The organism is Oxalobacteraceae bacterium OTU3CINTB1, assembly GCA_024123955.1.
Classification (GTDB): Bacteria; Pseudomonadota; Gammaproteobacteria; order Burkholderiales; family Burkholderiaceae_D; genus Rugamonas.
In genome coordinates this window covers 4,934,500-4,959,296 of the sequence record CP099652.1, presented here as the reverse complement: position 1 = coordinate 4,959,296, position 24,797 = coordinate 4,934,500, and the positions used below count along the sequence as shown (strand labels likewise).

Sequence of the window (24,797 nt, the reverse complement as noted above, 5' to 3'; positions counted from 1 at the left end):
GCCATGCGCCGGGGCATGTCGATGCTCCAACGTACAGTGCACGACCTGGCTGAAGGGAAGGTTAAGACTATGTATCAAATTGCATCAAAATCGGCCGTGGCGCGCAGCGGCGAGCGCACGCTGACACGGACGAAGGCGCCGCCCGTTTCGATGTTGCCCACTTTTAATTCAGCACCCAGGCGCGCGGCGCGTTCGCGCATGCCCACCAGGCCGTAATGGCCGCGCCGCTTGCCGTCGTCGAGGATGTCGCCCGCGATGCCCTTGCCGTCGTCGCGCACTTGCAAGGTCAGCGCATCGGCGCCGAAATCCAGTTCCACCAGGATCTCCGCGGCGCCGGCGTGGCGGAAGGCGTTGCCGATCGCTTCGCGGCCGATGGCGAACAGGTCGTCCCGCAGCGCCGCCGGCAGTGGATAAGGCGTGCCGCGCACCGCCAGGCGGAAACGCGCGGCCAGCACCTCGGCCAGGCCGTTGCCGAAACATGCCAGCGCCTCGGCCAGCGTCTCGTCGCCGCTCGACGCCGAGCGCAGGCCCATCACTTCGTCCCGGCCTTCGACCAGCGCCCGTTCGATATAGCCGATGCCGCGCTCCATCGCGGCGCGCGCGGGCAGGGCGGGCGGTATCTGCTCCATCGCCGCCTGCATCATCAGGATCGTGCCTTGCGCCTGTTGCAGGAAGGTGTCGTGCAGCGCGCGGGCGATGCGCTCGCGCTCGCTCAGGCGCTCCAGGTGGCGCGCCTCGATCAGCCTTGCCACCTGCGCCAGCCGCCAGCGCCACGCCAGCGCCACCAGCGCGATCAACAGCAGCCCGCACAGCAGCTTGAACCAGCCGCTCTGTATAAACGTCGGCGGCAGTGCGATGTCGAGCGCGGCGCCCTCGGTGTTCCATACGCCGTCGCGGTTGGCGGCGATCACCCGGAAACGGTAGTCGCCCGGCGCCAGGTTGGTGTAGAACGCTTCGCGCCGGCCTTCGGCGGTTTGCCAGTCCTGGTCGACACCCTCGAGCCGGTAGCGGAAGGCGCCGCGCTCCGGCACCGACAGGCCCGGCGCGGTGAAGGCGATGTGCAGGTTGTTCGACCCCTGCGGCAGGCGCAGCGGCTGTGCCGTGGCGTAGCGCTTGCCGTTGCTGGAGACCGAGACGATTTCGACCGGCGGCGGCAACGGGTCGCGGCGGATGGCGCCGGGCGTGATCAGCATCGCGCCGCTTGTGGTCGACAGCCACAGCTTGCCGTCGCTGGCCTGCACCATCGACGGGAACGGGCCGCTGGGCTGGACGGTGCCGGTCAGGCCTTCTTCGCTGCCCAGCAGTTCGTACGCCACCCGGGCGCCGTCGCGCACGAAGGCCTGGAGCTGGTCGGCGGGGATGCGGAAGGCGCCGTCGTTACCATGCAGCCAGAGTTCGCCGGCGTCGGTGGCGACGATGCCGCTGATGCCGCGCAATTCGTGGCCGTCGGCCGTCAGCAGCGGCACGAAGCGCCGGCCGTCGTAGCGGGCCACGCCCGATTCGCCGGCCACCCACAGGTTGCCGTCGCGCTCGTAGATGCACAGCACGTTGCCGATGCGCAGGCCGTGCTCGGCGCCGATGACGCTTGCCTTGCCGTCTTCCACGACGGCCATGCGGTTGCCCTGGTAGCCTATCCACAGCCGGTCGCGGCTGTCCGACAGCAGCGACATCACGCGCAGTTTCGGCAGCGCCGGATAGGGCTGCTCCCACTTGCCGTCGCGGTAGCGGAACAGGTCGTAATTCAGATAACTGGCCCACCAGTCGCCGTTGCGCCCTTGCGCCAGCGCGTAGATGGTGGAACTGTCGCGCAGCGGTCCCGGCGGAGATGGAATCAGCTTGCCAGCCTGCCAGATGCCCTGGTAACTGCCGAGCGCGCGGGCGCCAGCGCTGGCCGCCGAGCTCCAGAAGCCGCTGTCGAGGGTGGCGTGCTGGCGGCCTTCGGCGTCCATCAGCCAGGCGTTGGTGCTGAAGTTGCTGAGCCAGACCTTGCCGTCGGCGCCGGCCGCCAGGCCCGGCGTGACGATGGGCTGGTTACTCGGCAGCGGCACGGCGCGGTGGCGGCGGAAGCGGTCCAGGCCGGTCGCCGTGCCGAACCAGATATTGCCGTCGCGGTCTTCAAAAAAGGTCTGCGGACTCAGGCCGCTCAAGCCCTGGTCGCGCGTGAGGCGCTGGCGCGGATCGGGAAACACGTCCGGCAGCACCCGTTCGACATGCGTTTCGCTCGCCAGCCACATCGTGCCGGCGCGGTCGAACCACATGCCGCTGCCGGGCAGTTCCGCCTTGGGCGGCCTGGCGCCGGCCACCGGCGGCGTTGGCGACAAACGGTAGTTGGCGTCGCCGCCGTCCGATACCCATACGGTGCCGTCGGGCGCGGCGGCCAGCGACGCCAGCTCGAGGTTGCCGGGACTGGCGACGCGGTAGCGCGTTTCGCCGGCGCGGCGGTAGTAAACGCTGTTCGAGGTCGAGACCCATTGCGTGCCGGCGCGGTCGAACAGCACCTGCCAGATGGCCTGGGACGGATCGAAGCCGGCGTCCGCGCCGACCCGCACCCAGCGGTCGCGCGCGCGGTCGAGCCAGGCCAGGCCGCGCGCGGTGGTGGCCCAGAGCACGCCGTTCGGCGCCGTGGTGAAGCTGTGGGCGGCGCCCGGCGGAAAACCGTTGTCGGCGCCGTAGTGCGCGGCCTTGCCGTCCTTGAACACGCTGGCGCCGCCGAAGCGGTAGCCGACCCACAGGCCGCCGTCGGGCGCGGTGTGCAGCGGCAGCACGATGGTCGACAGCAGTGGATGGCCGCCGACCTGGTCGCGCCGCTCGAAATTGACGCCGTCGAAACGGTACAAGCCGGTGGGCGTGGACAGCCACAACCAGCCGTCCGGGGTTTGCGTGATGGCCTGGATTTGCGCCGGCGCGCCTTGGGCGGCGGTCCAGGCGCGGTGCGCGTAGTCGCCCAGCAGGCGCGCATGCTGCGCGGCCCACGCGGCGGGGACCAGCGCGCATAGCGCGCCGACCATCAGCAAGCGGGCGAGCAGGGATGTCCAACTTGTGATGATGTCCATGACAAGAAGCATAACGGATTTCAAGCAAATCAGAATGAAGAAGGCAAGAAAACGCCCCGGTGATCAGTCGGGGCGCTGGTCTTTCAATAGCTTGTCCGGCCGCTTAGCCGGTGTTGCGCAAGCCGGCCGCGACGCCGTTGATCGACAGGTGGATGCCGCGGTGGACCCGCTCGTCCGTCGCCTTGGCCGGATCGACCGTCAGCGCGCGGTGGCGCTTGATCAGCTCGACCTGCAAGTGGTTCAGCGGATCGAGGTAGGCGATGCGGTTCTGGATCGAGCGCGCCAGCAGCGGGTTGCCCGTCAGGCGCTCGGACGCGCCGGTGATGTCCTGCAGGATCGCCAAGGTGTTGGCGTGCTCTTCGGTGATGCGCTTGAAGATGCGCTCGCGCAGTTCCTTGTCCGCCACCAGCTCGGCGTAGCGCGAGGCGATCGCCAGGTCGGTCTTGGCCAGCACCATGTCCATGTTCGACAGCAAGGTGGCGAAGAACGGCCATTGCTGCGACATATTGCGCAGCTGCGCCAGCCGCACTGGTTTGTCGCCGTCGGCGATCCAGGCGCCGATGGCGCTGCCGAAGCCGTACCAGCCCGGCAGCAGCAGGCGGCACTGGCCCCACGAGAAGCCCCACGGGATCGCCCGCAGGTCTTCGATGCGCTTGGTCGACTTGCGCGAGGCCGGGCGCGAACCGAGGTTCAGTTCGGCGATCTCGGCGATCGGCGTGGCGCTGAAGAAGTAGTCGGTGAAACCCGGGGTTTCATAGACCAGGTTGCGGTAGGCCTTGTAGGCGCGGTCGGAGATCTCCGCCATCACCGTTTCGAACTCGCGCAGCTGGGCCAGGTGGGCGCTGTCTTCCGACTGCGGCATCAGGCTCGCTTCCAGGGTCGCGGCGACCAGCAGCTCGAGGTTGCGGCGGCCGATGTCCTTGTTGGAGAACTTGGAGGCGATGATCTCGCCCTGTTCGGTCAGGCGGATCTGGCCGTTGACGGTGCCGTGCGGCTGCGCCAGGATGGCCTCGTAGCTCGGACCGCCGCCACGGCCGACCGTGCCGCCCCGGCCGTGGAACAGGCGCAGCTTGACGCCGGCTTTTTCGAACACCGTCACCAGGTGGGTTTCGGCCTTGTACAGTTCCCAGGTCGAGGTCAGGAAACCGCCGTCCTTGTTGGAGTCCGAATAACCGAGCATGACTTCCTGGATCTGGCCCTGCTTGGCGATCAGGCCCTTGACCAGCGGCAGCGCCATCACCGCTTCCATGATGCCGGCGGCGCGTTGCAGGTCGGGGATGGTTTCGAACAGCGGGATGACCATCAGGTCGAGTTCCGCTTCCGCCTCGCCCGCGGCGATGCGCAGCAAGCCCATTTCCTTTTGCAGCAGCATCACTTCCAGCAGGTCGGACACGGTTTCCGTGTGCGAGATGATGTAGTTGCGGATCGCGCGCGCGCCGTAGCGGTCGCGGATCTGGCGCGCCGCGCGCAGCACGCCCAGCTCCGAATCGGTCTCGTCGGAGTAGTCGATGTACGGCGAATACAGCAGGCGCGGTTGCGACAGCTCGCTCAGCAGCAGCGCCACCTTCGCGTCCTCGTCGAGCGAGGCGTAGGCGGGCTCGCCGCCGGCCTTGGCGAACAGCTCGGCCAGCACGCGCTCGTGGATGTCGGACGATTGGCGCATGTCCAGCGACGCCAGGTGGAAGCCGAAGATGTCGGCCGCGCGCTTCAACGTCGACAGGCGCGGACGCACCAGCACTTCGCCGTGGTTGGCGGTGAGCGACTCGACCAGCGTTTGCAGGTCGGCCGAGAACGCGGCGGCGCTGGCGTACGGCTCGGCGTGGCCGACTTCCTTGCGCAGGATATTGGTCGCGCCCAGGGCGCGGGCGGTGCTGGCCAGGCGGGCGTAGATGCCGATCAGGGCACGGCGGTATGGTTCGTCGGCACGGTGGTCGGAGGTGTCCGGCGACTGGTCGGCCAGCGCCTGCAGGGCGGGGGTGCAGCCGATCATCAGGGTGGAGATCGACAGCTCCGCGCCCAGGGTGTGCGCCTCTTCCAGATAGAAGTCGAGGATGGTGGTGGCCTGGCGCACCAGTGCGTGCTGCATGGTGCCGCCATTGACGTTGGGATTGCCGTCGCGGTCGCCGCCGATCCAGCTGCCCATCTGCACGTACGGCGCGTTGATCGGCTTGACTTGCGGTTCCTGGTCGTCGGCCGGCGCGCTACCGTAGTGTTGGGCGATGTCGCTCTCGATGTCGTCGTACAACCCCGGCAGTTCGCGCAGGAAGGTGGTGCGGTAGTACGACAGCGCGTTTTCGATCTCGTCGGCCACGGTCAGCTTGGTGTAGCGCAGCATGCGGGTCTGCCACAAGGTGGCGATGCGCGCGCGCAGGAGGTGCATGTTGGCGGCTTTTTCCTTCGGCGTCAGCGGCAGGTCGCGCTCGGCCAGCAGGCGGGCGATGTCGTGCTCGGCGTCGAGGATGGATTTGCGCTGCACTTCGGTCGGGTGGGCCGTCAGCACCGGGGCGATCAGGGCCTGGTCGAAGAATTCGCCGACGGTTTGCTCGCTGACGCCGGCTTCCTTGAGCTTGCACAGCGCGAAGTTGATGCTGCCTTTCTGGGCGTTCGAGCCGGCCAGCAGGTGGGCGCGGCGGCGGCGGATGTGGTGCTGGTCCTCGGCGATGTTGGCCAGGTGCGAGAAGTACGAGAATGCCCGTACCACCGAGATGGTTTGTTCGCGCGTGAGGATCTTCAGCATGCCGTCCAGTTCCTTGGCGGCGCCGGCGTCGGCCTCGCGGCGGAAGCGCACGGCCGTTTGACGGATGGTTTCGACCACGGCGAACACTTCCTCGCCTTCCTGGTCGCGCAGCACGTCGCCGAGCAGGCGGCCGAGCAGGCGGATATCTTCTTTAAGGGGCGCGTCCTTGTCTACTTCGGTGGCCGCGCCGGGTTGTTCAGCGATGTTGTCGTCGATTGCACTAGATTGTTTTGCCATGTGATAAGCCGCAAAGATGTGAAATGTCGGTGCAAAGGCTGGTAGCCCGGTTCTGCATGAAGGTGAGCATGATAAAATTTGTGATCTTAAACATGCGCGATTTACTGGCCAGCGCCGGTGAGCGTCAGCTACAGCGAAAGAACTGGTTTTGAAAACATCCGAAGTGGTCCAAACTCCCCCGTCCAGATTGGTGATCGCGTCGCGGGAGAGCCGCCTGGCCATGTGGCAGGCGGAGCATGTTCGTGAACGCTTGACATTATTATATCCGCAGTGCGATGTCAAAATTGTCGGAATGACGACAAGAGGTGATCAAATTCTGGATCGCACCCTGTCGAAGGTGGGCGGCAAGGGCCTGTTCGTCAAGGAACTGGAAGTAGCGATGGCCGAGGGCCGCGCCGACTTGGCCGTCCATTCGCTCAAGGACGTGCCGATGGAGCTGCCGGAGGGCTTCGCGCTGGCCGCCGTGATGCTGCGCGAAGACCCGCGCGACGCCTTCGTCTGCAACGACTACGCCACCCTGGCCGAGCTGCCGCCGGGCGCCATCGTCGGCACCAGCAGCCTCCGCCGCCAGTCGCTGATCGCCGCGCGCTATCCGCACCTGGTGATCAAGCCGCTGCGCGGCAACCTCGACACCCGCCTGGCCAAGCTCGATCGCGGCGACTACAGCGCCATCATCCTGGCCGCCGCCGGCCTCAAACGCCTGGGCCTGTCGCAGCGCATCCGCGCCGTGCTGGCGCCGGAGGACAGCCTGCCGGCGGCCGGGCAGGGCGCGATGGCGATCGAAATCGCCGAACGCGACGATGGCCTGGACCTGAAAGCCTTGCTGGCGCCGCTCAACGACCTGGCCACCGCGCAGGCCGTCACGGCCGAGCGCAAGGTGTCGAAGGTGTTCGGCGGCAGCTGCCAGATTCCGCTGGCGGCCTACGCCACCGTCGAGGACGGCCAGATGCATCTGCGCGCGATGGTCGGCACGCCGGACGGCAGCCGGGTGGCCAGCGCGGAAGTGCACGGTCCGGCCGCCGATCCCGAGGCGCTGGGCCTGCAAGTGTCCGAGCTGCTGCGCGCGCAGGACGCGGTCGGCATCCTGGCCGTCTGCCTGAGCGACGCCGCACAGGCCGAGGAGGAGGCGCGCTCGCGCGAGCTGAACGCCGACGGCTCGACCGGCGCCCAGCCGGTTTGATGATCCTCGGATGACACTGGGATGACCGGTATCGTCGTCATCACCCGTCCCCTGGCGCAAGCGCGGCCGCTGGCGGCCCGCGTGGCCGCGCTGGGCCGCGAGGTGGAAGTGCTGCCGCTGCTGGAGATCGCGCCGCTGCCGGATCAATCGGCATTACGCGCCGCGCTGGCGCGGCTGTGCGCGCCCGTGCCGGCGTACGCGATGGTCGCTTTCGTGTCGCCCAACGCCATCGACGCCGCCTTCGCCCATATTCAACAGTGGCCGGCCGGCGTGACGGCGGCCGTGGTGGGCGAGGGCAGCCGGCTGGCGCTGGCCGCCCATGGTGTCACACCGGACAAATTTAATATCGTCAGCCCGGCCGACAACGGCCACAGCGATTCCGAACATTTGCTGCAAACGCTGGACCTGGCCGCGCTCAAGGACCAGCCGGTGCTGATCGTGCGCGGCGAGAGCGGGCGCGAGCTGATGGCCGACGGCTTGCGCGCGGCCGGCGCCCAGGTCGAGGTGGTCGCGGCCTACCGTCGTACCGTGCCGCAATTGACGGCGGCGCTGGAAAGCACCTTGCGCCGGTTGCTGGCGCAACAAAACGACTGGATCATCACCAGTTCCGAGGCCCTGCGCGGCCTGTGCGGCCTACTGGCCGAGCTCGATATAAAAAGTCCCGGCGGCAAGCCGTCCTGTGTTGTATCGATGCAACAACAGCATTTGATCGTACCGCACGCCCGAATTGCCGAAACTGCAAGCAATTTGGGCTTTTCCCGTCTGACGCTCACCGGATCAGGCGACGAACGCCTGCTGGCCGCGTTACAATCACGCCTATGAACGATTTGCCTACATTACCCGACCCTGTCGTCTCGCACGGTTCCGCCGCCGAGTCCCCGTCCGCGCCGCTGAAATCGCCGCCCGAACCCCGGTTGCTCGATACGCTGCAGCAGCCGCGCATCCTGCTGGGCGGGGTGGTGGTGCTGGCCGTGTTGCTGGCCGCCCAGACGTGGTCGACCCATAACAAGATGGGCAAGCTGCGTCAGGAAATGGCGCTGCGCCTGCAAAAGGGCGACTCCATCAACGCCGAAACGGGCACCCTGGCGCGCACCGTGCAGGAAACCAGCCGCGAGTTGCAGATCAAGGTTGGCTTGTTGGAAAGCAAACAACTGGAAGCGCAGAGCCAGCAATTGGCGCTCGAGCAGCTGTACCAGGATCTGTCGAAGAACCGCGACGAGTGGGCGCTGACCGAGATCGAACAAGTGTTGTCGACCGCCAGCCAGCAGCTGCAACTGGCCGGCAACGTGCCTGGCGCGCTGATCGCGCTGCAAAACGCCGACCGCAGCCTGTCGCGCTCGGACAAGCCGCAATTCATCACCATCCGCCGCGCCATCGCCAAGGACACCGAGAAGCTCAAGGCGTTGCCGAGCGTCGATTCGGTCGGCGTGGCGCTGCGCCTGGACAACGTCATCGCGCAGATCGACAACTTGCCGATGCTGTCGGACGAACAACCGACCCTGCCGGCGGCGCCGGAGAAAAAGGTCAAGGCCAGGGTCAAGCCGGTGTTGGACAAGAACGGCAAGCCGGTCGCGGTGGTCGAGCCGAGCGAGCCGAATCCATGGCTGCTGGCGCTGCAAAACACCTGGACCGGCTGGAGCACGGAAATGTGGACCGATGTGCGTCAGCTGATCCGCGTGCGTAGCGTGGAAACGCCGGACGCGCTGATGCTGTCGCCGACTCAGGCCTACTTCCTGCGCGAGAACCTGAAGTTGCGGCTATTGAACGCCCGCATGGCGCTGCTGTCGCGCAATGAAACAGCCTTCCGCGCCGACCTGATCGCCGCCCAGGAAGCCTTGGTCAAGTACTTCGACACCCGCGCCAAAAACACTCAAACGGTGCAGTCGCTGCTGCGCCAGGTGCAGACCAGCAATTTGGCGATCGAGATGCCGACCCTGTCGGACAGCCTGAACGCCGTGCGTAACTACAAAGCGAAGCAATAGCCATGCGATTATTCCTCTGGTTGGTCGCATTGATGGCCGCGGCCATCGGCATCGCCGTGACGGCGCGTTTCAATCCTGGCAACGTGGTGCTGTTCTACCCGCCGCACCGGATCGACATGTCGCTCAACTTCTTCTGCGTGATCGCGGCGGCACTGTTCGTGTTCCTTTACGCGGTGATCCGCGCCTTGCGCGCCACCCTTAAAATGCCGGCCAAGGTGGCGCTCTACCGCCAGCAAAAGCGCGAGCGCGACGGCAACAAGGGCTTGCGCGAGGCGCTCAAGGCCTTGTTCGAAGGCCGCTTCGGCCACGCCGAAAAGGCTGCCATTCGCGCCTCGGAACTGCCCGAGAACGCCGGCGTCGCCGCGCTGATCGGCGCCCGCGCCGCACACCGCATGCGCCAGGGCGCCCGCCGCGACCAGTGGCTGGCCAGGCTCAACGACGACAATGTCATGAAAACCGCGCGCCTGATGACGATGACCGAATTGCTGGTCGACGACCATCAGCCGGAAGCGGCGCTCGACGCCGTGCGCGAGCTCAACGCCAGCGGCACCCGTCACATTCACGCGTTGCAATGGTCGTTGAAGGCCCAGCAGCAGGCCAAGAACTGGCCCGAAGTGCTGCGCCTGGTGCGCTCGCTCGACAAGCACCGCGCGCTGCATCCGGCGTTGTCGGCGCGCTTGCGCGAACTGGCCTACGCCGACCTGCTGTCGGACCAGACCAACGACGCCGAGTCGCTGCAGCGGGTCTGGTCGACGGTGCCGAACAGCGACCGCGTCAAGCCTTACGTCGCCTGCCTGGCGGCGACGGCGCTGAACGCGCGCGGCCTGCACGACGAAGCGCGCAGGGTGGCCGAGGAATCGCTGGCCGCCGACTGGGACGACCGTGTGATCCGCGCCTACCGCGAAGCGGCGGCGCCGGCCGGCTCGGCGGCCTTGCTGGCGCAGATCGAGGCGTGCGAAAAATGGCTGCACGCCCGGCCGACGGACGCCGAACTGGCGCTCACGCTCGGTTCGCTGTGCCTGAAGCAGAAGCTGTGGGGCAAGGCGCAGCGCTATCTGGAGCAGGCGCTGTCGGACGCGTCCGATCCGCGCATGGTGCGCGAATCGCACCTGAAGCTGGCGCAAATGCACGAAGCGCTGCAGCAGCACGAAGAGGCCGCCAACCATTACCGCCAGTGCGCGCTGGCGACCATCCTCTAAAAAACTACGGGGTCAAGTCTGTCATTCAGACACGAGCTGGACCGTAGCAGCGTTATACGGTCCAGCTCGTGTCCGAATGACAGACTTGACCCCCGGGTGAGGCATTAAAAGCTGCTTCTGGCCGCGCCGTGGGCGGGGTCGACGTCTATCCCGCCGTTCGATTCCAAAATGGCCGTCGCCCGTTCGAGCTGGGCGGCGTCGGCGGCGGTCACCGTGATCATGCACAAATCGCCCCGGGCGGCGGGCTTGTAGACGTCCTGGTAATCGGAGCCGCCTTTGACGGCGGGGGAGTCGCCCACGTAAAAATTGCTCTCGGCGGGACCGGCCTCGTCGGTGGTGACGTTGACATGGATGCCGTCGCCTTCAAAGCCTTCGGCAAGCAAGCCATTGCGGGCCGCTTCGGCGGCTTCAAAACTGGGCAGCATGCGTACGATCTGGTGATTCATGATCCCTCCACGGTTGCGGTAAATATCCACGCTATCAGAATCTCCTTGCCGGGGGCGCAGGCGAGCTTGTAGGCAAGTGCGACCTATGCGCGCAAGTATTTCGTCAAGTCCGATCTGATGCATTAAAATTTCCGCACGGTAGTGCTGCAATGCACAAGCGTCCTGGACTTCGTTATAATTACGCAGTAAACATTTGTCAGCACAACAACGAGGAAACCCATGAGCTTGAATAAAGTGCCTTCCGGCCGCGATTTGCCCAACGACTTCAATGTGATCATCGAAATTCCGATGAACGCCGATCCGATCAAGTACGAAGTCGACAAGGAATCGGGCGCGATCTTCGTCGATCGCTTCATGGGCACCGCGATGCACTACCCATGCAACTACGGCTACGTGCCGAACACCCTGTCGGACGACGGCGATCCGGTCGACGTGCTGGTGATCACCCCGTTCCCGCTGATCCCGGGCGTGGTGGTGCGCTGCCGTCCGATCGGCGTGCTCAAAATGACCGACGAATCCGGTGAAGACGCCAAAGTGCTGGCCGTGCCGGTCGACAAGGTACTGTCGATCTACAGCCACTGGCAGAAGCCGGAAGACCTGAACGAACTGCGCCTGCGCCAGATCCAGCACTTCTTCGAGCATTACAAAGACCTGGAAAAAGGCAAATGGGTCAAGATCGACGGCTGGTACGGTCCGGAAGATGCCAAACAGGAAATCCTGAACGGCGTCGCTGCGTACAACAAGGAAACGGCAAGCAATTCCTGATACCCTGCCGGCCCAATCCGGCCGGCACAAAAAAGCCCCATGCGGCTTTGCCTGGACCTTGGTCCCGGCAAGCACACATGGGGCTTTTTTTATTTGTCGGGCAGGCTGGGCGTGCTTATTCGCGCGCGGCGCTTTCGGCGGCCTCGGCCTCGGCCTCGCGCCGCAGGCGCGACATGTATTGCGGCGTGATGCCGAGGTAGGAGGCGATCGCGCGTTGCGAGATGCGCGCCTCCAGACCCGGGTATTCCTCGCGGAACGCGGCCAGGCGTTCTTGCGCCGACGTCTCGCCGCTGCTGTAGGCGCGTTGTGCCAGACTCTGCAAACCATGCATCGCGGCCTGGAGATGATAGTGTTGCATCACCTCATGCTGGGCGCGCAGTGCGCACGACTGCGCCCAGTCCAGGGTGAACCCGTGGATGGTCGTCTCGGCCACCAGGAATTGCACGGCCGGTTGGCCGGTCTCGCCGGTGATCAGATCGGTCAGCGAGGTGGCGGACTCGCCCTCGCGGAAAAACCGCAGGGTCATCTCGACACCGTCACGATTGAAGAATCCGCTGCGCGCGACGCCGCTGGCGAGCCAGTGCACCTGCGTGGCCGGCACGCCGGCATGTTGCAGGAACTCGCCTTTGCGCGCGTGAAACGGCTCGGCGATCGTCGCCAGCAGGTTCGTCACGTTGGTGTAAGACTCTTCACTGACATTGATACGCTTCATCGTGGCGGACTTGAAGCGGTTCCGTTGTTTTATAAAATCTGCATTCATGCTGTGTGTGCCACATTCCTCATAAAACCATACAACGGGGCATAGAGTATAGGCTCGATTGAAAATGCTGTGAAGCAAACTGGTTTCATCTATCGGGACAAAATTGTATCAACCCGATTTTAACCCGTGGATGAAATGTAGGTATCGTCGGGAACCGTTTGCGTGTGCGCCAATCTGACTCGGTACCGGCTGTTTTTTTGCTATCGGAGGATTCATGATCGAACGCGCTGATCACCGGCATCCTCAACATCGTGCTCGCGGTGCGCCTGCGCAGCCATGCGCGGCCGGGACGCCGATGCGGGCCGGCGCCGTCAGGAAAGAGGCCGCCAACGATCGCCGCGTCGGCGACGGCGCATGACGCCGGCGGGTCAGCATTGAACCGGTTTGCCGAACGGTACGTTCCCACGCGGAGGACTGGATACGATTACAATAAAGGTCCAAGCTACTAGAAGGAGTTACCCATGGACGCAAAAGCCTCCAAGATCGATATCGGCCTTTCCGACGAAAGTCGCGCGAACATTGCCGCCGGCCTGTCAGGCCTGCTGGCGGACAGCTACACCCTGTACCTGATGACCCATAACTTCCACTGGAACGTCAAAGGTCCGATGTTCAACAGCCTGCACCAGATGTTCATGGCGCAGTACACCGAGCAGTGGACCGCGCTGGACCTGATCGCCGAACGTATCCGCGCGCTGGGCTATCCGGCACCGGGCACGTACACCGAGTTCGTCAAGCTGGCGACCATCAAGGAAGTGGAAGGCGTGCCGAAGGCGATGGAAATGGTTCAGCATCTGGTCAAGGCGCAGGAAGCGACCGCCCGCACCGCGCGCAGACTGCTGCCGCTGGTGGAAGGCGCCGACGATCAGCCGACCGCCGACCTGCTGGCCACGCGCCTGGACACGCACGAAAAGACCGCGTGGATGCTGCGCAGCCTGCTGGAAGAGTAAGAGACGCTTACGGTAAACCCTGCGTGACATCTGTTCCACGTAGGGCGGATTAGCGAAGCGTAATCCGCCATGCATGCGTCTCGACGGCTCGTCGAATGGCGGATTACGGCGTTCCGCCGAATCCGCCCTACGTGTTTTAGATCGGTTTGAAGGGTACGTGCTCGCCCAGCTCGTCTATATAGTTGTTCATGGCCGCCGTTTCCTGCGCGAGGAAATCCGCGATCGCATCGGCGAAGCGCTCGTCGGCGATCCAATGCGCCGACCACGTCGGCGTCGGCACCAGTCCGCGCGACATCTTATGCTCGCCCTGCGCGCCACCCTCGAAGCGCGCGATGCCGTGTTTGATGCAATATTCAATCGATTGCACGTAACACGTCTCGAAATGCAGCCCGGAGACGAATTCCTGCGTGCCCCAATAGCGGCCGTACATGATATTGCCGCCCACCAGGTTCAACGCCACCGCCACAGGCTGCTCGCCGCGCTTGGCAAGCACGATCATCAAACTGTCCGGCACTTCATTCAACAATCGCTCGAAAAACTTCAACGTCAGGTAGGGCTTGGAGAAGTGCGCGTGGTAGGTCGAGACATAGCAGCTATAAAAGAAGCGCAGCACCTCCGGCGTGATGTCGCGCCCGGCCAAATGTTCGAACGTGATGCCCGCATCGAGCACGCGGCGCCGGTCCTGCCGGATCTTCTTGCGCTTTTCCATCTTGAAGCTGGCCAGGAAGGCGTCGAAGTCGGCATAACCCGGATTCTCCCAATGGAACTGCACCCCTTCGCGCAACATGAAACCCGCAGCCTCCAGCGCTTGCCGGTCCTGCTCGTCGGGGAACAGGATATGCAACGACGACGTCTCCAGCTGCCGCGCCACCTGCAAGGCCGCGCGCGCCAGCAGGGCGCGGTCTTCCGAGGTGCGCGCCAGCAAACGGCCGCCGGTCACCGGCGTGAACGGCACCGCCGACAGCAGCTTCGGATAGTAGGGAATGCCGTTGCGGTGGAAGGCGTCGGCCCAGGCGTGGTCGAACACGTACTCGCCACGGCTGTGATCCTTCAGATACAGCGGCATGGCCGCCGCCAGCACGCCGTCGCGGTGCATCACCAGGTAGCGCGGCGTCCAGCCGGTTTGGGCCGAGGCGCAGCGGGTGTCGTGCAACGCGTGCAGAAACGCGTAGGCCAGGGTCGGGTTGTCGCCGGCGATGGCTTGCCACTGCGCCGGGTCGACGTTTTCCAACGAGTCGATGATCGAAAACTCTGCTTCTGACACGCTTTACTCCAGCTCTGATGTTGGCGCCAGTCTAGCCTATCTGGCGCTGATCCGTTGGCGGCGGCGCGTCCGTGGCCGTGCGATAATTGGCTTTTGTTTGGTTGCGCACGCGAAAGACTTTACATGAGCTCGAATTTCCTTAATTTGTACACGCATGATTTCGCCCGGGTCGCCATCGCGGCGCCGGTGTGCCGCATCGCCGATCCGGCCTATAACGCCGAACAGACCATCGCGCTGGCCGGGCAGGCGGCGGCGCAGGGCGCGGCGCTGGTGGCGTTTCCCGAGTTGGGCCTGTCGGCCTACACCTGCGACGATTTGTTCCATCAAAGCGCTTTGCTCGACGGCTGTCTGGACGCGCTCGACACTATCGTCGCCGCCTCGGCGCAGTGGAAGATGGCGCTGGTGGTCGGCGCGCCGCTGCGGGTCGAGCACCAGCTGTACAACTGCGCGGTGGTCATCGCCAACGGCCAGATCCAGGGCGTGGTGCCCAAGACCTATTTGCCGAACTACGGCGAGTTCTATGAGGCCCGCCAGTTCAGCAGTGCCGACTATGCGGTGGCCACCGAGATCGACCTGCTTGGCGAGCGCGTGCAGTTCGGCTCGGGCTTGCTGTTCGAAGTGGCCGACATGCCGCTGTTCAAATTCCATGTCGAAATCTGCGAGGACCTGTGGGTGCCGGTGGCGCCATCGTCGTTCGCGGCGCTGGCCGGCGCCACGGTGCTGGTCAACCTGTCGGCCTCGAATGCGCTGGTCGGCAAGGCCAATTACCGCAACCTGCTGGTCGGCCAGCAGTCCGCGCGCTGCATCGCCGCCTATCTGTACACGTCGGCCGGCGGCGGCGAATCGAGCACTGACCTGGCCTGGGACGGGCAGGGCGTCATCTACGAGAACGGCGATTTGCTTGCCGAGCCGAAGCGCTTTGTCGACGAGCCGACCTTGACCTTCGCCGACATCGACCTGGAGCGCCTGTCGCGCGAGCGCATGCGCATGAACACGTTCGCGCAATCGGTGCAGCGCCACGCGGCCGAGGTCAACAAATTCCGCACGGTGTTCTTCGAATTGGAGATCGATCGTCAGGAGCCGCTGGCGCTCAAGCGCTGCGTCGAGCGCTTCCCGTACGTGCCGGCTGATGCCCGCCGCCGCGACGAGCGCTGCAACGAGGTCTACAACATCCAGGTGCAGGCGCTGGCGCAGCGCCTGACGTCGAGCGGCATCCAGAAAGTGGTGATCGGCGTCTCCGGCGGCCTCGATTCGACGCACGCGCTGCTGGTGTGCGCGCGCGTGATGGACAAGCTCAAGCTGCCGCGCACCAACATCCTGGCGTACACGATGCCCGGCTTCGCCACCAGCGAACGCACGTTGACGCAGGCGCACCAGTTGATGACGCTGGTGGGTTGCTCGGCGCAGGAAATCGACATCCGTCCAAGCTGCATCCAGATGCTCAAGGATTTGAACCATCCGTATTCGGAAGGGCAGGCGCAGTACGACATCACGTTCGAGAACGTGCAGGCCGGCGAGCGCACCAATCACCTGTTCCGCCTGGCGAACCACCACAACGCCATCGTCGTCGGCACCGGCGACCTGAGCGAGCTGGCGCTGGGCTGGTGCACGTACGGCGTGGGCGACCACATGTCGCACTACAACGTCAACGCCAGCGTGCCGAAGACGCTGATCTCGCACCTGGTGCGCTGGGTGGCCGAGTCGGGCGTGATCGGCCGCAACGACGCGCAAGTGCTGCTCAACATCCTGGCAACTGAAATCAGTCCGGAACTGGTGCCGGGCACCGCGGAAGGCCAGCCCGAGCAGCGTACCGAAAGCACGATCGGGCCTTACGAGCTGCAGGATTTCAATCTGTACTACGTGCTGCGGTTCGGCTTCCGGCCGTCGAAGGTGGCGTTCCTGTCGCTCAACGCGTGGAAGGACAGGGAGCAGGGGCGCTGGCCGGATGGCGACCATGTCACGCGCAACCAGTACGACCTGGCGGCGATCAAGAAAAACCTGGGCATCTTCCTGGACCGCTTCTTCCGCACCAGCCAGTTCAAGCGCAGCTGCGTGCCGAACGCGCCCAAGGTCGGCAGCGGCGGATCGCTGTCGCCAAGGGGCGACTGGCGCGCGCCGAGCGACGCGCAAAGCGTGGTGTGGATGGACGAATTACGCTCCATTCCAGTGCAAGAATAGATAAAAATCAGATAAAAACCGTGTAAATGGCCGGTTTTGGGCGGCTTTTTCAGTCGGGAGTGGACAGTAGCAAGTTGTCGATTACAATATACTCAATCGCTTGCGGATCGCCGGCTACAGATTCAATTTAGATTGCCCATAAGGAGAAGTCATGAAACAGATTACCGCTGTGATTAAGCCGTTCAAATTGGACGAGGTGCGCGAAGCACTGGCTGAAGTCAATGTCACCGGCCTGACGGTCACCGAAGTCAAAGGTTTCGGCCGCCAGAAGGGCCATACCGAACTGTATCGCGGCGCGGAATACGTCGTCGACTTCCTGCCGAAGGTCAAAGTGGAAGTGGTTGTCGATGACGGCGTGGCCGAGCAAGTGGTCGACGCCATCATCAAGGCCGCCCGCACCGGCAAGATCGGCGACGGCAAGATCTTCGTGCAGAACGTCGAGCAGGTGATTCGTATCCGTACCGGCGAAACCGGCGCGGACGCAGTGTAAGCTTCTCCACGCAACACATTCCAATGCCGGCCTAGCCGGCATTTTTTTCGCCTTATATTTTTCGCATATGGTTGTTTGGTTATATTAGTTCGGGTTTTCTGGGTGGATTAGTAATATGGCTAAACTTTCCACTCATCAAGATACCGAGCAATGAATACGAACATCCCTTTCGCACTCGCGTTGTCGCTGCTGGCGGCGACCGCCGGGGCGTCCGATGTGAACGCCGATCCCGAACAGGCCAATGCAACGCTCAACGCCACCTCCGCCGCCCCGGACGCCGCGCAGGAGGTGGTCGCACGCGTCACCGTCTCCACCCGCCGCCGCAACGAGACCTCCCAGAGCGTCCCCACCACCATGAGCGTGCTGGACGCGAACAGCCTCGAAAACAACCGCGTCTACCGCGTGCAGGATTTGCAGCAGCTGCTGCCGAGCACCACCGTCAACTATGTCCACGCGCGCCAGATGAGCTTTGCCGTGCGCGGCCTGGGTAACAATCCCGCCAGCGACGGCCTGGAAGGCAGCGTCGGCGTCTATCTCGACAACGTCTACCTGGCCCGTCCCGGCATGGCCGCCTTCGATACCCTGGACATCCAGCAACTCGAACTGCTGCGCGGTCCGCAAGGCACCTTGTTCGGCAAGAACACCACCGCCGGCGTGCTCAACATCACCAGCAAGCAGCCGACCTTCCGCGCCGAAAACAGCGCCCAGTTGTCCATCGGCGAGCAGGGCTACGCGCAAGGCAAGGCGGTGATCTCGGGCGCGTTTTCGGACACGGCCGCCGGCCGCATCTCGCTGTACAAGACGCACGAGGACGGCTACATCACCAACATCCACAACGGCGACAAGGTGCAGGGCGGCGACCGCCAGGGCGTGCGGGCGCAACTGCTGCTGGAACCGAACAACGAGCTCAGCGCGCGCCTGATCGCCGATTACAACGTCGAGGATTCCAACAACGGCACCCTGATCTTCTACAGCGCCGGCCCCAGCGGCAGGTTCCTGACGCAGGCCGCCGCCGTCGGCGCCCATCCGGTCACCGATCCGACAAGGCGCCAGGTCAACCTCGATGCCGGTTCGCACGTGGACGTGCACCAGGGCGGCGTCTCGGGCGAGGTCAACTGGAAGCGCGACGACGGCTACAAGTTCACCTCGATCAGCGCCTACCGCTTCTGGAACTTCACGCCGCACAATGAAGACGGCCTCGACGTGCCGGTGGTGCTGAATGTCGGCGCTTCCACCCGCCACCGCCAGTTCACGCAGGAGTTCCGGCTGGCCACGCCGCTGGGCCGCGACGTCGAATCGGTGCTCGGTGCCTACTACTATTACCAGAACCTGGACAACACCAACTTCACCGTCAACGGACCGCTGGCCGACCGTTTCAACGCCACGCCGGCCGGCGCCTGGAGCAACGTCAGCAGCTACGCTGACGGCCATCTGCGGGTCAACAGCTACGCCCTGTTCGGCCAGTCGATCTGGCATATCGATCCGACTGGGACCTGACCGCCGGCCTGCGCGCCACCTACGAGGACAAGCTGGCCCGCGTCACGCGCGAGGTTCCGGTCGGCACCCCGGTCGCCGGCGCGGCGCTGGCCGCGCGCAACGCCCGCTACGGCGCCTACAACTCGGGCGACGTCCGCCTGAACAACTTGAGCCCGTCCGCGCTGCTGACCTTGGCGTACAAGCTCGACACCGACGTGCTGGCGTTCGCCAGCGTCTCGCACGGCGAGAAATCCGGCGGCATCAACCTGGCGGTGCCTGGCGCGGCCGGCGTGTCCTCGCTCGAGGTCGACAACGAGAAGGCCAACAATCTGGAACTGGGCATCAAGAGCAATCTGCTGGGACGGCGCGCGCAGGTCAACGCCAGCCTGTTCTGGAACGAGGTGCACGGCTACCAGAACAACGCCTACGATCCCGTCAGCGCCACGTCCTACCTGACCAACGCCGGCGACGTGCGCAGCCGTGGCCTCGAGCTCGACACCAGCCTGGTGGTGGTGCGCGGCTTCACGCTGGGCGCCAACGGCTCGTTCAACGACGTCAAGTACACCCAGTACAAGAACGCGCCATGCCCGGCCGAGCGCCCCGGCCCCTCGTGCGACCTGTCGGGCCGGGCGGCGCTGGTCAACGCGCCGCGCTGGATCGGCAATCTCAGCGCGCAGTACGCGCACGCGCTGGCCGCCAACATCGAAGCCTACGGCAACGTCAACTACGCCTATCGCGCCGCCACCTACGGAACGCTGGACGCGTCCGAGTATTCGCGCATTCCGGCCTACAGCCTGACCAACCTGTCGGCGGGGATCAAACGGAAGAACGGCCCGACCCGCTGGGATGTCTCCGTGTGGGCCAAGAACGTGTTCGACAAGCAGTACTACACCAGCATGTGGAACACCAGTCCCAACGCCTACAACACCGTGATCGGCACGCCGCGCCAGGTGGGCCTGACCGCCCGCGCGGATTTTTAATGGAGACCAGCAATGACCGATGAAATCAACACCACCAACGATCAGAACGCCGTGCAGACCAACGGCGCCCGCCGCCGCCTCCTGAAAACCCTGCCGGCGCTGGCGCTGGCGGGCTATGTGCCGGGCGCCCTGGCCGCGAATAAACAGCAGCCGAACATCATCTTCATCCTTGCCGACGACCTCGGCCACGCCGACCTTGGCGCCTACGGGCAGAAAGACATCAAGACGCCGCACCTGGACCGTCTCGCCGCGCAGGGGCTGCGTTTCACCCAGGCCTACGCCAATTCGGCGGTGTGCTCGGCGACGCGTTTCGCGCTGATCACCGGCCGCTACCAGTACCGCCTGCGCGGCGGCCTGGAGGAACCGATCGCCGGCGCCTCCGACACGCTGGGCCTGCCGCGCACGCATCCGACCCTGCCGTCGCTGCTGCGCAAAAACGGCTACGGGACCGCGTTGATCGGCAAGTGGCACCTTGGCTCGCTGCCGAACTTCGGTCCGATCAAAAGCGGTTACGACAGCTTCTTCGGCAACTACGGAGGCGCCATCGATTACTTCACGCACAAGCCCGGCGTCGGCCCGAACGTCAAGGAGGATTTGTACGAGGACGAGGTGCCGGTGCAGCAGATCGGCTACTACACCGATCTGCTGGGCGCGCGCGCGGTCGACTTCGTCAACAGGCAGAAGGAGGGCAGGCCGTTCCTGCTGTCGCTGCATTACACTGCGCCGCACTGGCCGTGGGAGGGGCCGGGCGACGAGGCGATCTCGCGCGACATCGACAACATCTTCCACTACGACGGCGGCGATCTTGCGACTTATGGTCGCATGGTCGAGTCGCTGGATGCGTCGATCGGCCGTGTGCTCAAGGCGCTGGAGGACAAGGGCCTGGCCGGGAACACCATCGTCATCTTCACCAGCGACAACGGCGGCGAACGGTTTTCCAACAACTGGCCGCTGTCCGGGCAAAAGACCGAGCTGCTGGAGGGCGGCATCCGTGTGCCGGCCATCGTGCGCTGGCCCGGCAAGATCGCGGCGGGGCAGGTGACCGACCAGGTCGCCGTCAGCATGGACTGGCTGCCGACCTTGCTGGCGGCGGCCGGCGGCGCGCCCGATCCGGCCTATCCACCGGACGGCCAGAACCTGCTGCCGACCTTGCTGGGCCAGGCCAAGCCGCGCGAGCGTACGGTGCTGTGGCGCTACAAGGCCAACGCCCAGCGCGCCATCCGCTCGGGCGACTGGAAGTATCTGAAAATCGGCGGCAACGAGTTCTTGTTCGACGTCGTCAAGGATCAGCGCGAGCGCGCCAACCTGGCCAAGCGCCACCCCGAGGTGTTCGCGCAACTGAAGGCCCAGTGGGAGACTTGGGACAAGGAAATGCTGCCGATTACAACCGATGTGCGCACCCACGGCGTCAGCGGAAACGTGCAAGCGGATCGCTATGGGGTTGCGCCAGCAGCTCGAATTAGTGACTAATATTCAGTTAGTTTCGCCGACTATAATTCAAAAATCCCCGCTTCCTGCGGGGATTTTCTTTTGTTGTTTATGTTTAGCTTGTGCGGTTAAACAGCGACAGTTCCTGAATAATTATTTGTTCGTTGGTCGCATTAATGTTAATTTGCAATGGACAACAGCAGTTGTGGTATCCATAAAAAAAGTACGGGAGACAATCGAATGACAATCCGAAAGACAGTGGCCATCGCTCTGGCCGCGCAACCGCTCGCCGAGGCAGCGGAACAAGCCGCCCTTGCTTTTGCGAAACTTGAAAACGTTGTCATAGTTATCCCCTTCTGACCGACACCCCAACAATGCAAGGTCATCCGCGCATCAGGCGACCGCATGACATGTGCGCATTACATGTTTATCCCATCACGAACCCTATGGAGGCGTAACTTTCCAAAGAGTAATTATCAAGAGACCGGTATCAGCAAGACACAACACTGAGCGTTATGGCTTGTAACTATAAAAACCACCTTTACACGGGGGAGACGAAGTGAGTAAATTACAGAAAACGGCAATCGCCGCAGCGGTCGCACAGGTTGTCCTGCTGCACACTGGCGCGGCATGGGCGCAAACGGCCGACAGCACCGGCGCCGAGCCTGCCAAGAATCCCAACGTCGTCGTTGTGAGCGGCCAGCGCGCCGCCCTGCAATCGGCGCAAAAACTCAAGCAGGACGCCGACGAGGTCGTCGATTCGATCGTCGCCGAGGACATCGGCAAGCTGCCTGACCGTTCGGTCACCGAGGTGCTGCAGCGTATCGCCGGCGTCACCATCGACCGCAACATGGCGGGCGACCCTAACCGCCAATCGGTCGAGGGCTCCGGCGTGTCCGTGCGCGGCCTGACCTACGTGCGTTCGGAAATTAACGGCCGCGATGCGTTCTCCGCCGGTGGCGGCCGCTCGCTCGGTTTCTCCGACGTGTCGCCCGAACTGATGGCCGGCGTCGATGTCTATAAGAATCCGTCCGCCGAGCAGGTCGAAGGCGCCATCGCCGGCCTGGTCAATCTGCGCACCGCGATGCCGTTCGACTACAAGGGCTTCAAGGGCACGGCGGGCTTCTCCGAGTCCTATTCCACGCTGCGCGAGGGCAAACCCTCGCCGACCAGCACCATCCTGCTGTCGAACCGCTGGAACACGCCGTTCGGCGAAGTCGGCGCCCTGGTCAATTTTGCCAAGGCAAAGAGCCCGAGCCGCTCGGACGGCGTGGGTGTCGATCCGTACTTCCCGCACGTGAACTCCACCGATCCGGCCCTGTACGACCGCTCCAAGACGCAGTGGATACCGATGGGCGTGGGCTACCGCTCGCAGGACTTCGACCGTACCCGTCGCGGCGACTACGCGGCGCTGCAGTGGAAGCCGAACAAGGATTTGACCGCCGGGCTGACCTACTTCAAGACCCACTATAAGGAAGACCTGGACGAGCACGTGGTGGCCTCGTCCGAGGACAAGTGGTACCAGCAGGTCGCCAGCAGTAACGCGGTGTTCGACAAAAACGGCGCCTTCCAGAGCGGCACGATCTCGAACCCGACGTATAAAGGTTCGCCGTTCAACAGCTCGCAGCGTATCAATACGCGTGAGTCCGACACGGCCGACACCTCGCTCAACGTCCAATGGCGCGTAACGCCGGACCTGACCTGGACCAACGACTTCCAGCACGTGCACTCGACCACCGAAGGCTTCGACGCCGACGTGTCGACCGGCTTCATCCTGCCGGACCAGACCATGGACATGACCGGCAAGGTGCCGCAGCTTGGCCTCGGTTCGGCCGCCTACATGGCCGACCCGAAAAACTACTACTGGGCCTATACCCAGGAAGCGCTGGACCGCGCCTCGGCCAACCAGAAGGCATGGAAATCGGACGTCAAGTATTCGTTCGACCACCCGGTGCTGCGCGACGTCCGCTTCGGCGTGCGCCTGGCCAATCGCGAAGGCGAGAACCACAAGGCGCAGAAGTTCTACAACTGGTCGGCGATCACCTTTCCGTGGATGGAAGGCTGGCAGATCAACGGCGTCGCCCGCCTGAGCGATCCGCGCTTTGCCGGCGGCTCGTCGCTGCAGACGATGGACAACTTCTTCGGCGGCAAATACAACGTGCCGGCGATGCTGTTCGCCGACGAGGCGACCGTGCGCGGTTTCCCCGACCAATGGAGCAAGATCCACTCGTACCACGACGTGTTGTGCGCCGAAAAAGGCTCGACCTGCGATCCATGGAAGGCGGCGAGCTTCAACGACCCGGCCGCCAACAACACGCAGACCGAGAAGACCCGTGCCGCCTACACGCAGCTGCGCTTCGGCTGGGATAACCTCAAGTATCCGATCGACGGCAACGTCGGCATTCGTTACGTGAAGACGACGGGCGCCGGCAGCGGTTATGTCTCGTTCACGCGGCCGTCCCTTCCGACCGGCGGCACCGGCGTGGTCCCGACCGGCCAGGGCAATCTGATCGACATCGCATCGTTTGCGGAACAGCAGTCGGTCAATAATTCCTATGACAACTGGTTGCCAAGCCTGAATCTTCGCATGAAGGCCAGCGACCAGCTGCAGTTCCGCTTCGCCGTGGCCAAGTCGCTGTCGCGTCCGGACTTCAACCAGCTCCAGGTGCAGACGACGCTCAACGCCGAGCACCGCCAGACCGTCACCCGGGACGCAGCGGGCAACACCACCGCCATCCGCTTCGACGGCACCAGCCTGAGCGGCACCAGCGACGGCAACCCGCTGCTTAAGCCGACCACGTCGACCAACGTCGACCTGACCGCCGAGTGGTACTTCGCCAAGGCCGGTTCGTTGACTTTCTCGGCCTTTAACAAGGACCTCAAGGACATCATCACCACCAAGAACTACAGCTACAACGCGGTCGACGTGAACGGCACGCCGCGCACCTTCGTGGTCACCGGTCCGGTCAACGGCGCCAACGGCTTTGCCCGCGGTTTCGAGCTGGCACACCAGCAGTACTATGATTTCGTGCCGGACTGGCTGCGCGGCATCGGCAGTCAGGCAAGCTGGACTTATGTGTCGAGCGAGCGCAAGCTGAAAGACCCGGTGTTTAACGCATGGTGCCAGGGCAACGACGCGTCGACCAACTTCAACCTGTTCATCAACGGCTGCGATACCGATGGACGCGCGTTCGGCAAGACCCCGTTGCAGGGCTTGTCGCGTCATACGATCAATCTGGCGCTCATGTACGAAGCGCACGGCTTGTCGATGCGCGTGGCCTACAACTGGCGCTCGCGCTACCTGCTGGGCGTGACCCAGTGGGGCAGCCGCGGCAACAACGGCCTGAACACCAATCCGGCCGCCCCAGCGGACAAATACCTGATCCCGACGACCAACAACGATCAGGCCTTCGGTCTGCCGTTGTACCAGGCCGCCTACGGCCAGGTGGACGCGTCGATCTTCTACGACTTCACGGACAAGTTCCGCGTCGGCATCCTCGGGACCAACCTGGGGAACACGTACACGCGCCAGATCATGGAGCAGCACGCGGGCGACTTCACCCGCCAGGTCTTCATGAGCGGCCCGCGTTACACGGTACAGGCAACGTACGCGTTCTGATCGATTCGTATCCTCGATCCGCCGGCGGGGACGTTCTCCACGCCGGCGATCCTTAT

General features: G+C 64.3%; 17 protein-coding genes. 12 read left to right on the top strand and 5 right to left on the bottom strand.

Going from position 1 to position 24,797, the window contains the following annotated elements:
* Positions 1 to 74: 74 nt before the first annotated feature.
* Both NHH73_21420 and ppc read right to left on the bottom strand, forming a co-directional pair.
* Entirely contained in the window at positions 75 to 3,053 is a 2,979-nt protein-coding gene (locus tag NHH73_21420) for a histidine kinase (protein ID USX25148.1), read from the bottom strand.
* Between the two features lie 103 nt (positions 3,054 to 3,156).
* Positions 3,157 to 6,027 carry a phosphoenolpyruvate carboxylase gene (ppc, locus tag NHH73_21415; protein USX25147.1) on the bottom strand — a complete coding sequence of 957 codons (2,871 nt, stop codon included), beginning with the start codon at positions 6,025 to 6,027 and terminating at the stop codon, positions 3,157 to 3,159.
* Positions 6,028 to 6,190: 163 nt separating this feature from the next.
* Between ppc and hemC the strand changes: the two genes are divergently transcribed.
* From hemC to NHH73_21395, 4 genes are read left to right on the top strand one after another with little or no spacing between them, the layout of a single operon-like run.
* Positions 6,191 to 7,207, top strand: a complete 1,017-nt coding sequence (gene hemC / locus NHH73_21410) for a hydroxymethylbilane synthase (protein USX29671.1) — start codon at positions 6,191 to 6,193, stop codon at positions 7,205 to 7,207.
* A 21-nt stretch (positions 7,208 to 7,228) separates the two neighbouring features.
* Entirely contained in the window at positions 7,229 to 8,029 is an 801-nt protein-coding gene (locus NHH73_21405) for a uroporphyrinogen-III synthase (protein USX25146.1), read from the top strand.
* Positions 8,026 to 9,189 (top strand): uroporphyrinogen-III C-methyltransferase, encoded by a 1,164-nt coding sequence (locus tag NHH73_21400; GenBank protein ID USX25145.1) that lies wholly within the window; start codon positions 8,026 to 8,028, stop codon positions 9,187 to 9,189. The genes NHH73_21405 and NHH73_21400 overlap by 4 nt, the downstream gene beginning before the upstream one ends.
* A gap of 32 nt (positions 9,190 to 9,221) precedes the next feature.
* A complete protein-coding gene (locus NHH73_21395) occupies positions 9,222 to 10,388 on the top strand; it encodes a heme biosynthesis protein HemY (protein ID USX29670.1) in 1,167 nt (388 codons plus the stop codon).
* Positions 10,389 to 10,492: 104 nt separating this feature from the next.
* Here the strand turns inward: NHH73_21395 and NHH73_21390 are convergent, their stop codons facing one another.
* Positions 10,493 to 10,834, bottom strand: coding sequence for a hypothetical protein (locus NHH73_21390; protein ID USX25144.1), 342 nt, complete (start codon positions 10,832 to 10,834; stop codon positions 10,493 to 10,495).
* Between the two features lie 219 nt (positions 10,835 to 11,053).
* Between NHH73_21390 and ppa the strand changes: the two genes are divergently transcribed.
* A complete protein-coding gene (gene ppa, locus NHH73_21385) occupies positions 11,054 to 11,599 on the top strand; it encodes an inorganic diphosphatase (protein ID USX25143.1) in 546 nt (181 codons plus the stop codon).
* A gap of 115 nt (positions 11,600 to 11,714) precedes the next feature.
* On the opposite strand, the gene NHH73_21380 is transcribed toward ppa, so the two are convergent.
* The gene (locus NHH73_21380) at positions 11,715 to 12,311 is read right to left on the bottom strand and encodes a Crp/Fnr family transcriptional regulator (GenBank protein USX25142.1); all 597 of its coding nucleotides are present in this window, start codon (positions 12,309 to 12,311) and stop codon (positions 11,715 to 11,717) included.
* Positions 12,312 to 12,820: 509 nt separating this feature from the next.
* Between NHH73_21380 and NHH73_21375 the strand changes: the two genes are divergently transcribed.
* Entirely contained in the window at positions 12,821 to 13,306 is a 486-nt protein-coding gene (locus NHH73_21375) for a DNA starvation/stationary phase protection protein (GenBank protein USX25141.1), read from the top strand.
* Between the two features lie 136 nt (positions 13,307 to 13,442).
* Here the strand turns inward: NHH73_21375 and NHH73_21370 are convergent, their stop codons facing one another.
* Positions 13,443 to 14,570 (bottom strand): GNAT family N-acetyltransferase, encoded by a 1,128-nt coding sequence (locus NHH73_21370; GenBank protein ID USX25140.1) that lies wholly within the window; start codon positions 14,568 to 14,570, stop codon positions 13,443 to 13,445.
* Positions 14,571 to 14,693: 123 nt separating this feature from the next.
* Between NHH73_21370 and NHH73_21365 the strand changes: the two genes are divergently transcribed.
* From NHH73_21365 to NHH73_21340, 6 genes are all read left to right on the top strand, one after another.
* Complete coding sequence (locus tag NHH73_21365; protein USX25139.1) at positions 14,694 to 16,748, top strand: NAD(+) synthase; 2,055 nt, start codon at positions 14,694 to 14,696, stop codon at positions 16,746 to 16,748.
* Positions 16,749 to 16,899: 151 nt separating this feature from the next.
* A complete protein-coding gene (locus NHH73_21360) occupies positions 16,900 to 17,238 on the top strand; it encodes a P-II family nitrogen regulator (GenBank protein USX25138.1) in 339 nt (112 codons plus the stop codon).
* A 150-nt stretch (positions 17,239 to 17,388) separates the two neighbouring features.
* The gene (locus NHH73_21355; GenBank protein ID USX25137.1) at positions 17,389 to 18,735 is read left to right on the top strand and encodes a TonB-dependent receptor plug domain-containing protein; all 1,347 of its coding nucleotides are present in this window, start codon (positions 17,389 to 17,391) and stop codon (positions 18,733 to 18,735) included.
* Between the two features lie 32 nt (positions 18,736 to 18,767).
* Positions 18,768 to 19,694, top strand: a complete 927-nt coding sequence (locus NHH73_21350; GenBank protein USX29669.1) for a TonB-dependent receptor — start codon at positions 18,768 to 18,770, stop codon at positions 19,692 to 19,694.
* Between the two features lie 12 nt (positions 19,695 to 19,706).
* Positions 19,707 to 21,164 (top strand): sulfatase-like hydrolase/transferase, encoded by a 1,458-nt coding sequence (locus NHH73_21345; GenBank protein USX25136.1) that lies wholly within the window; start codon positions 19,707 to 19,709, stop codon positions 21,162 to 21,164.
* Positions 21,165 to 21,681: 517 nt separating this feature from the next.
* Positions 21,682 to 24,741, top strand: a complete 3,060-nt coding sequence (locus tag NHH73_21340) for a TonB-dependent receptor (protein USX25135.1) — start codon at positions 21,682 to 21,684, stop codon at positions 24,739 to 24,741.
* The last annotated feature ends 56 nt before the right edge of the window (positions 24,742 to 24,797 follow it).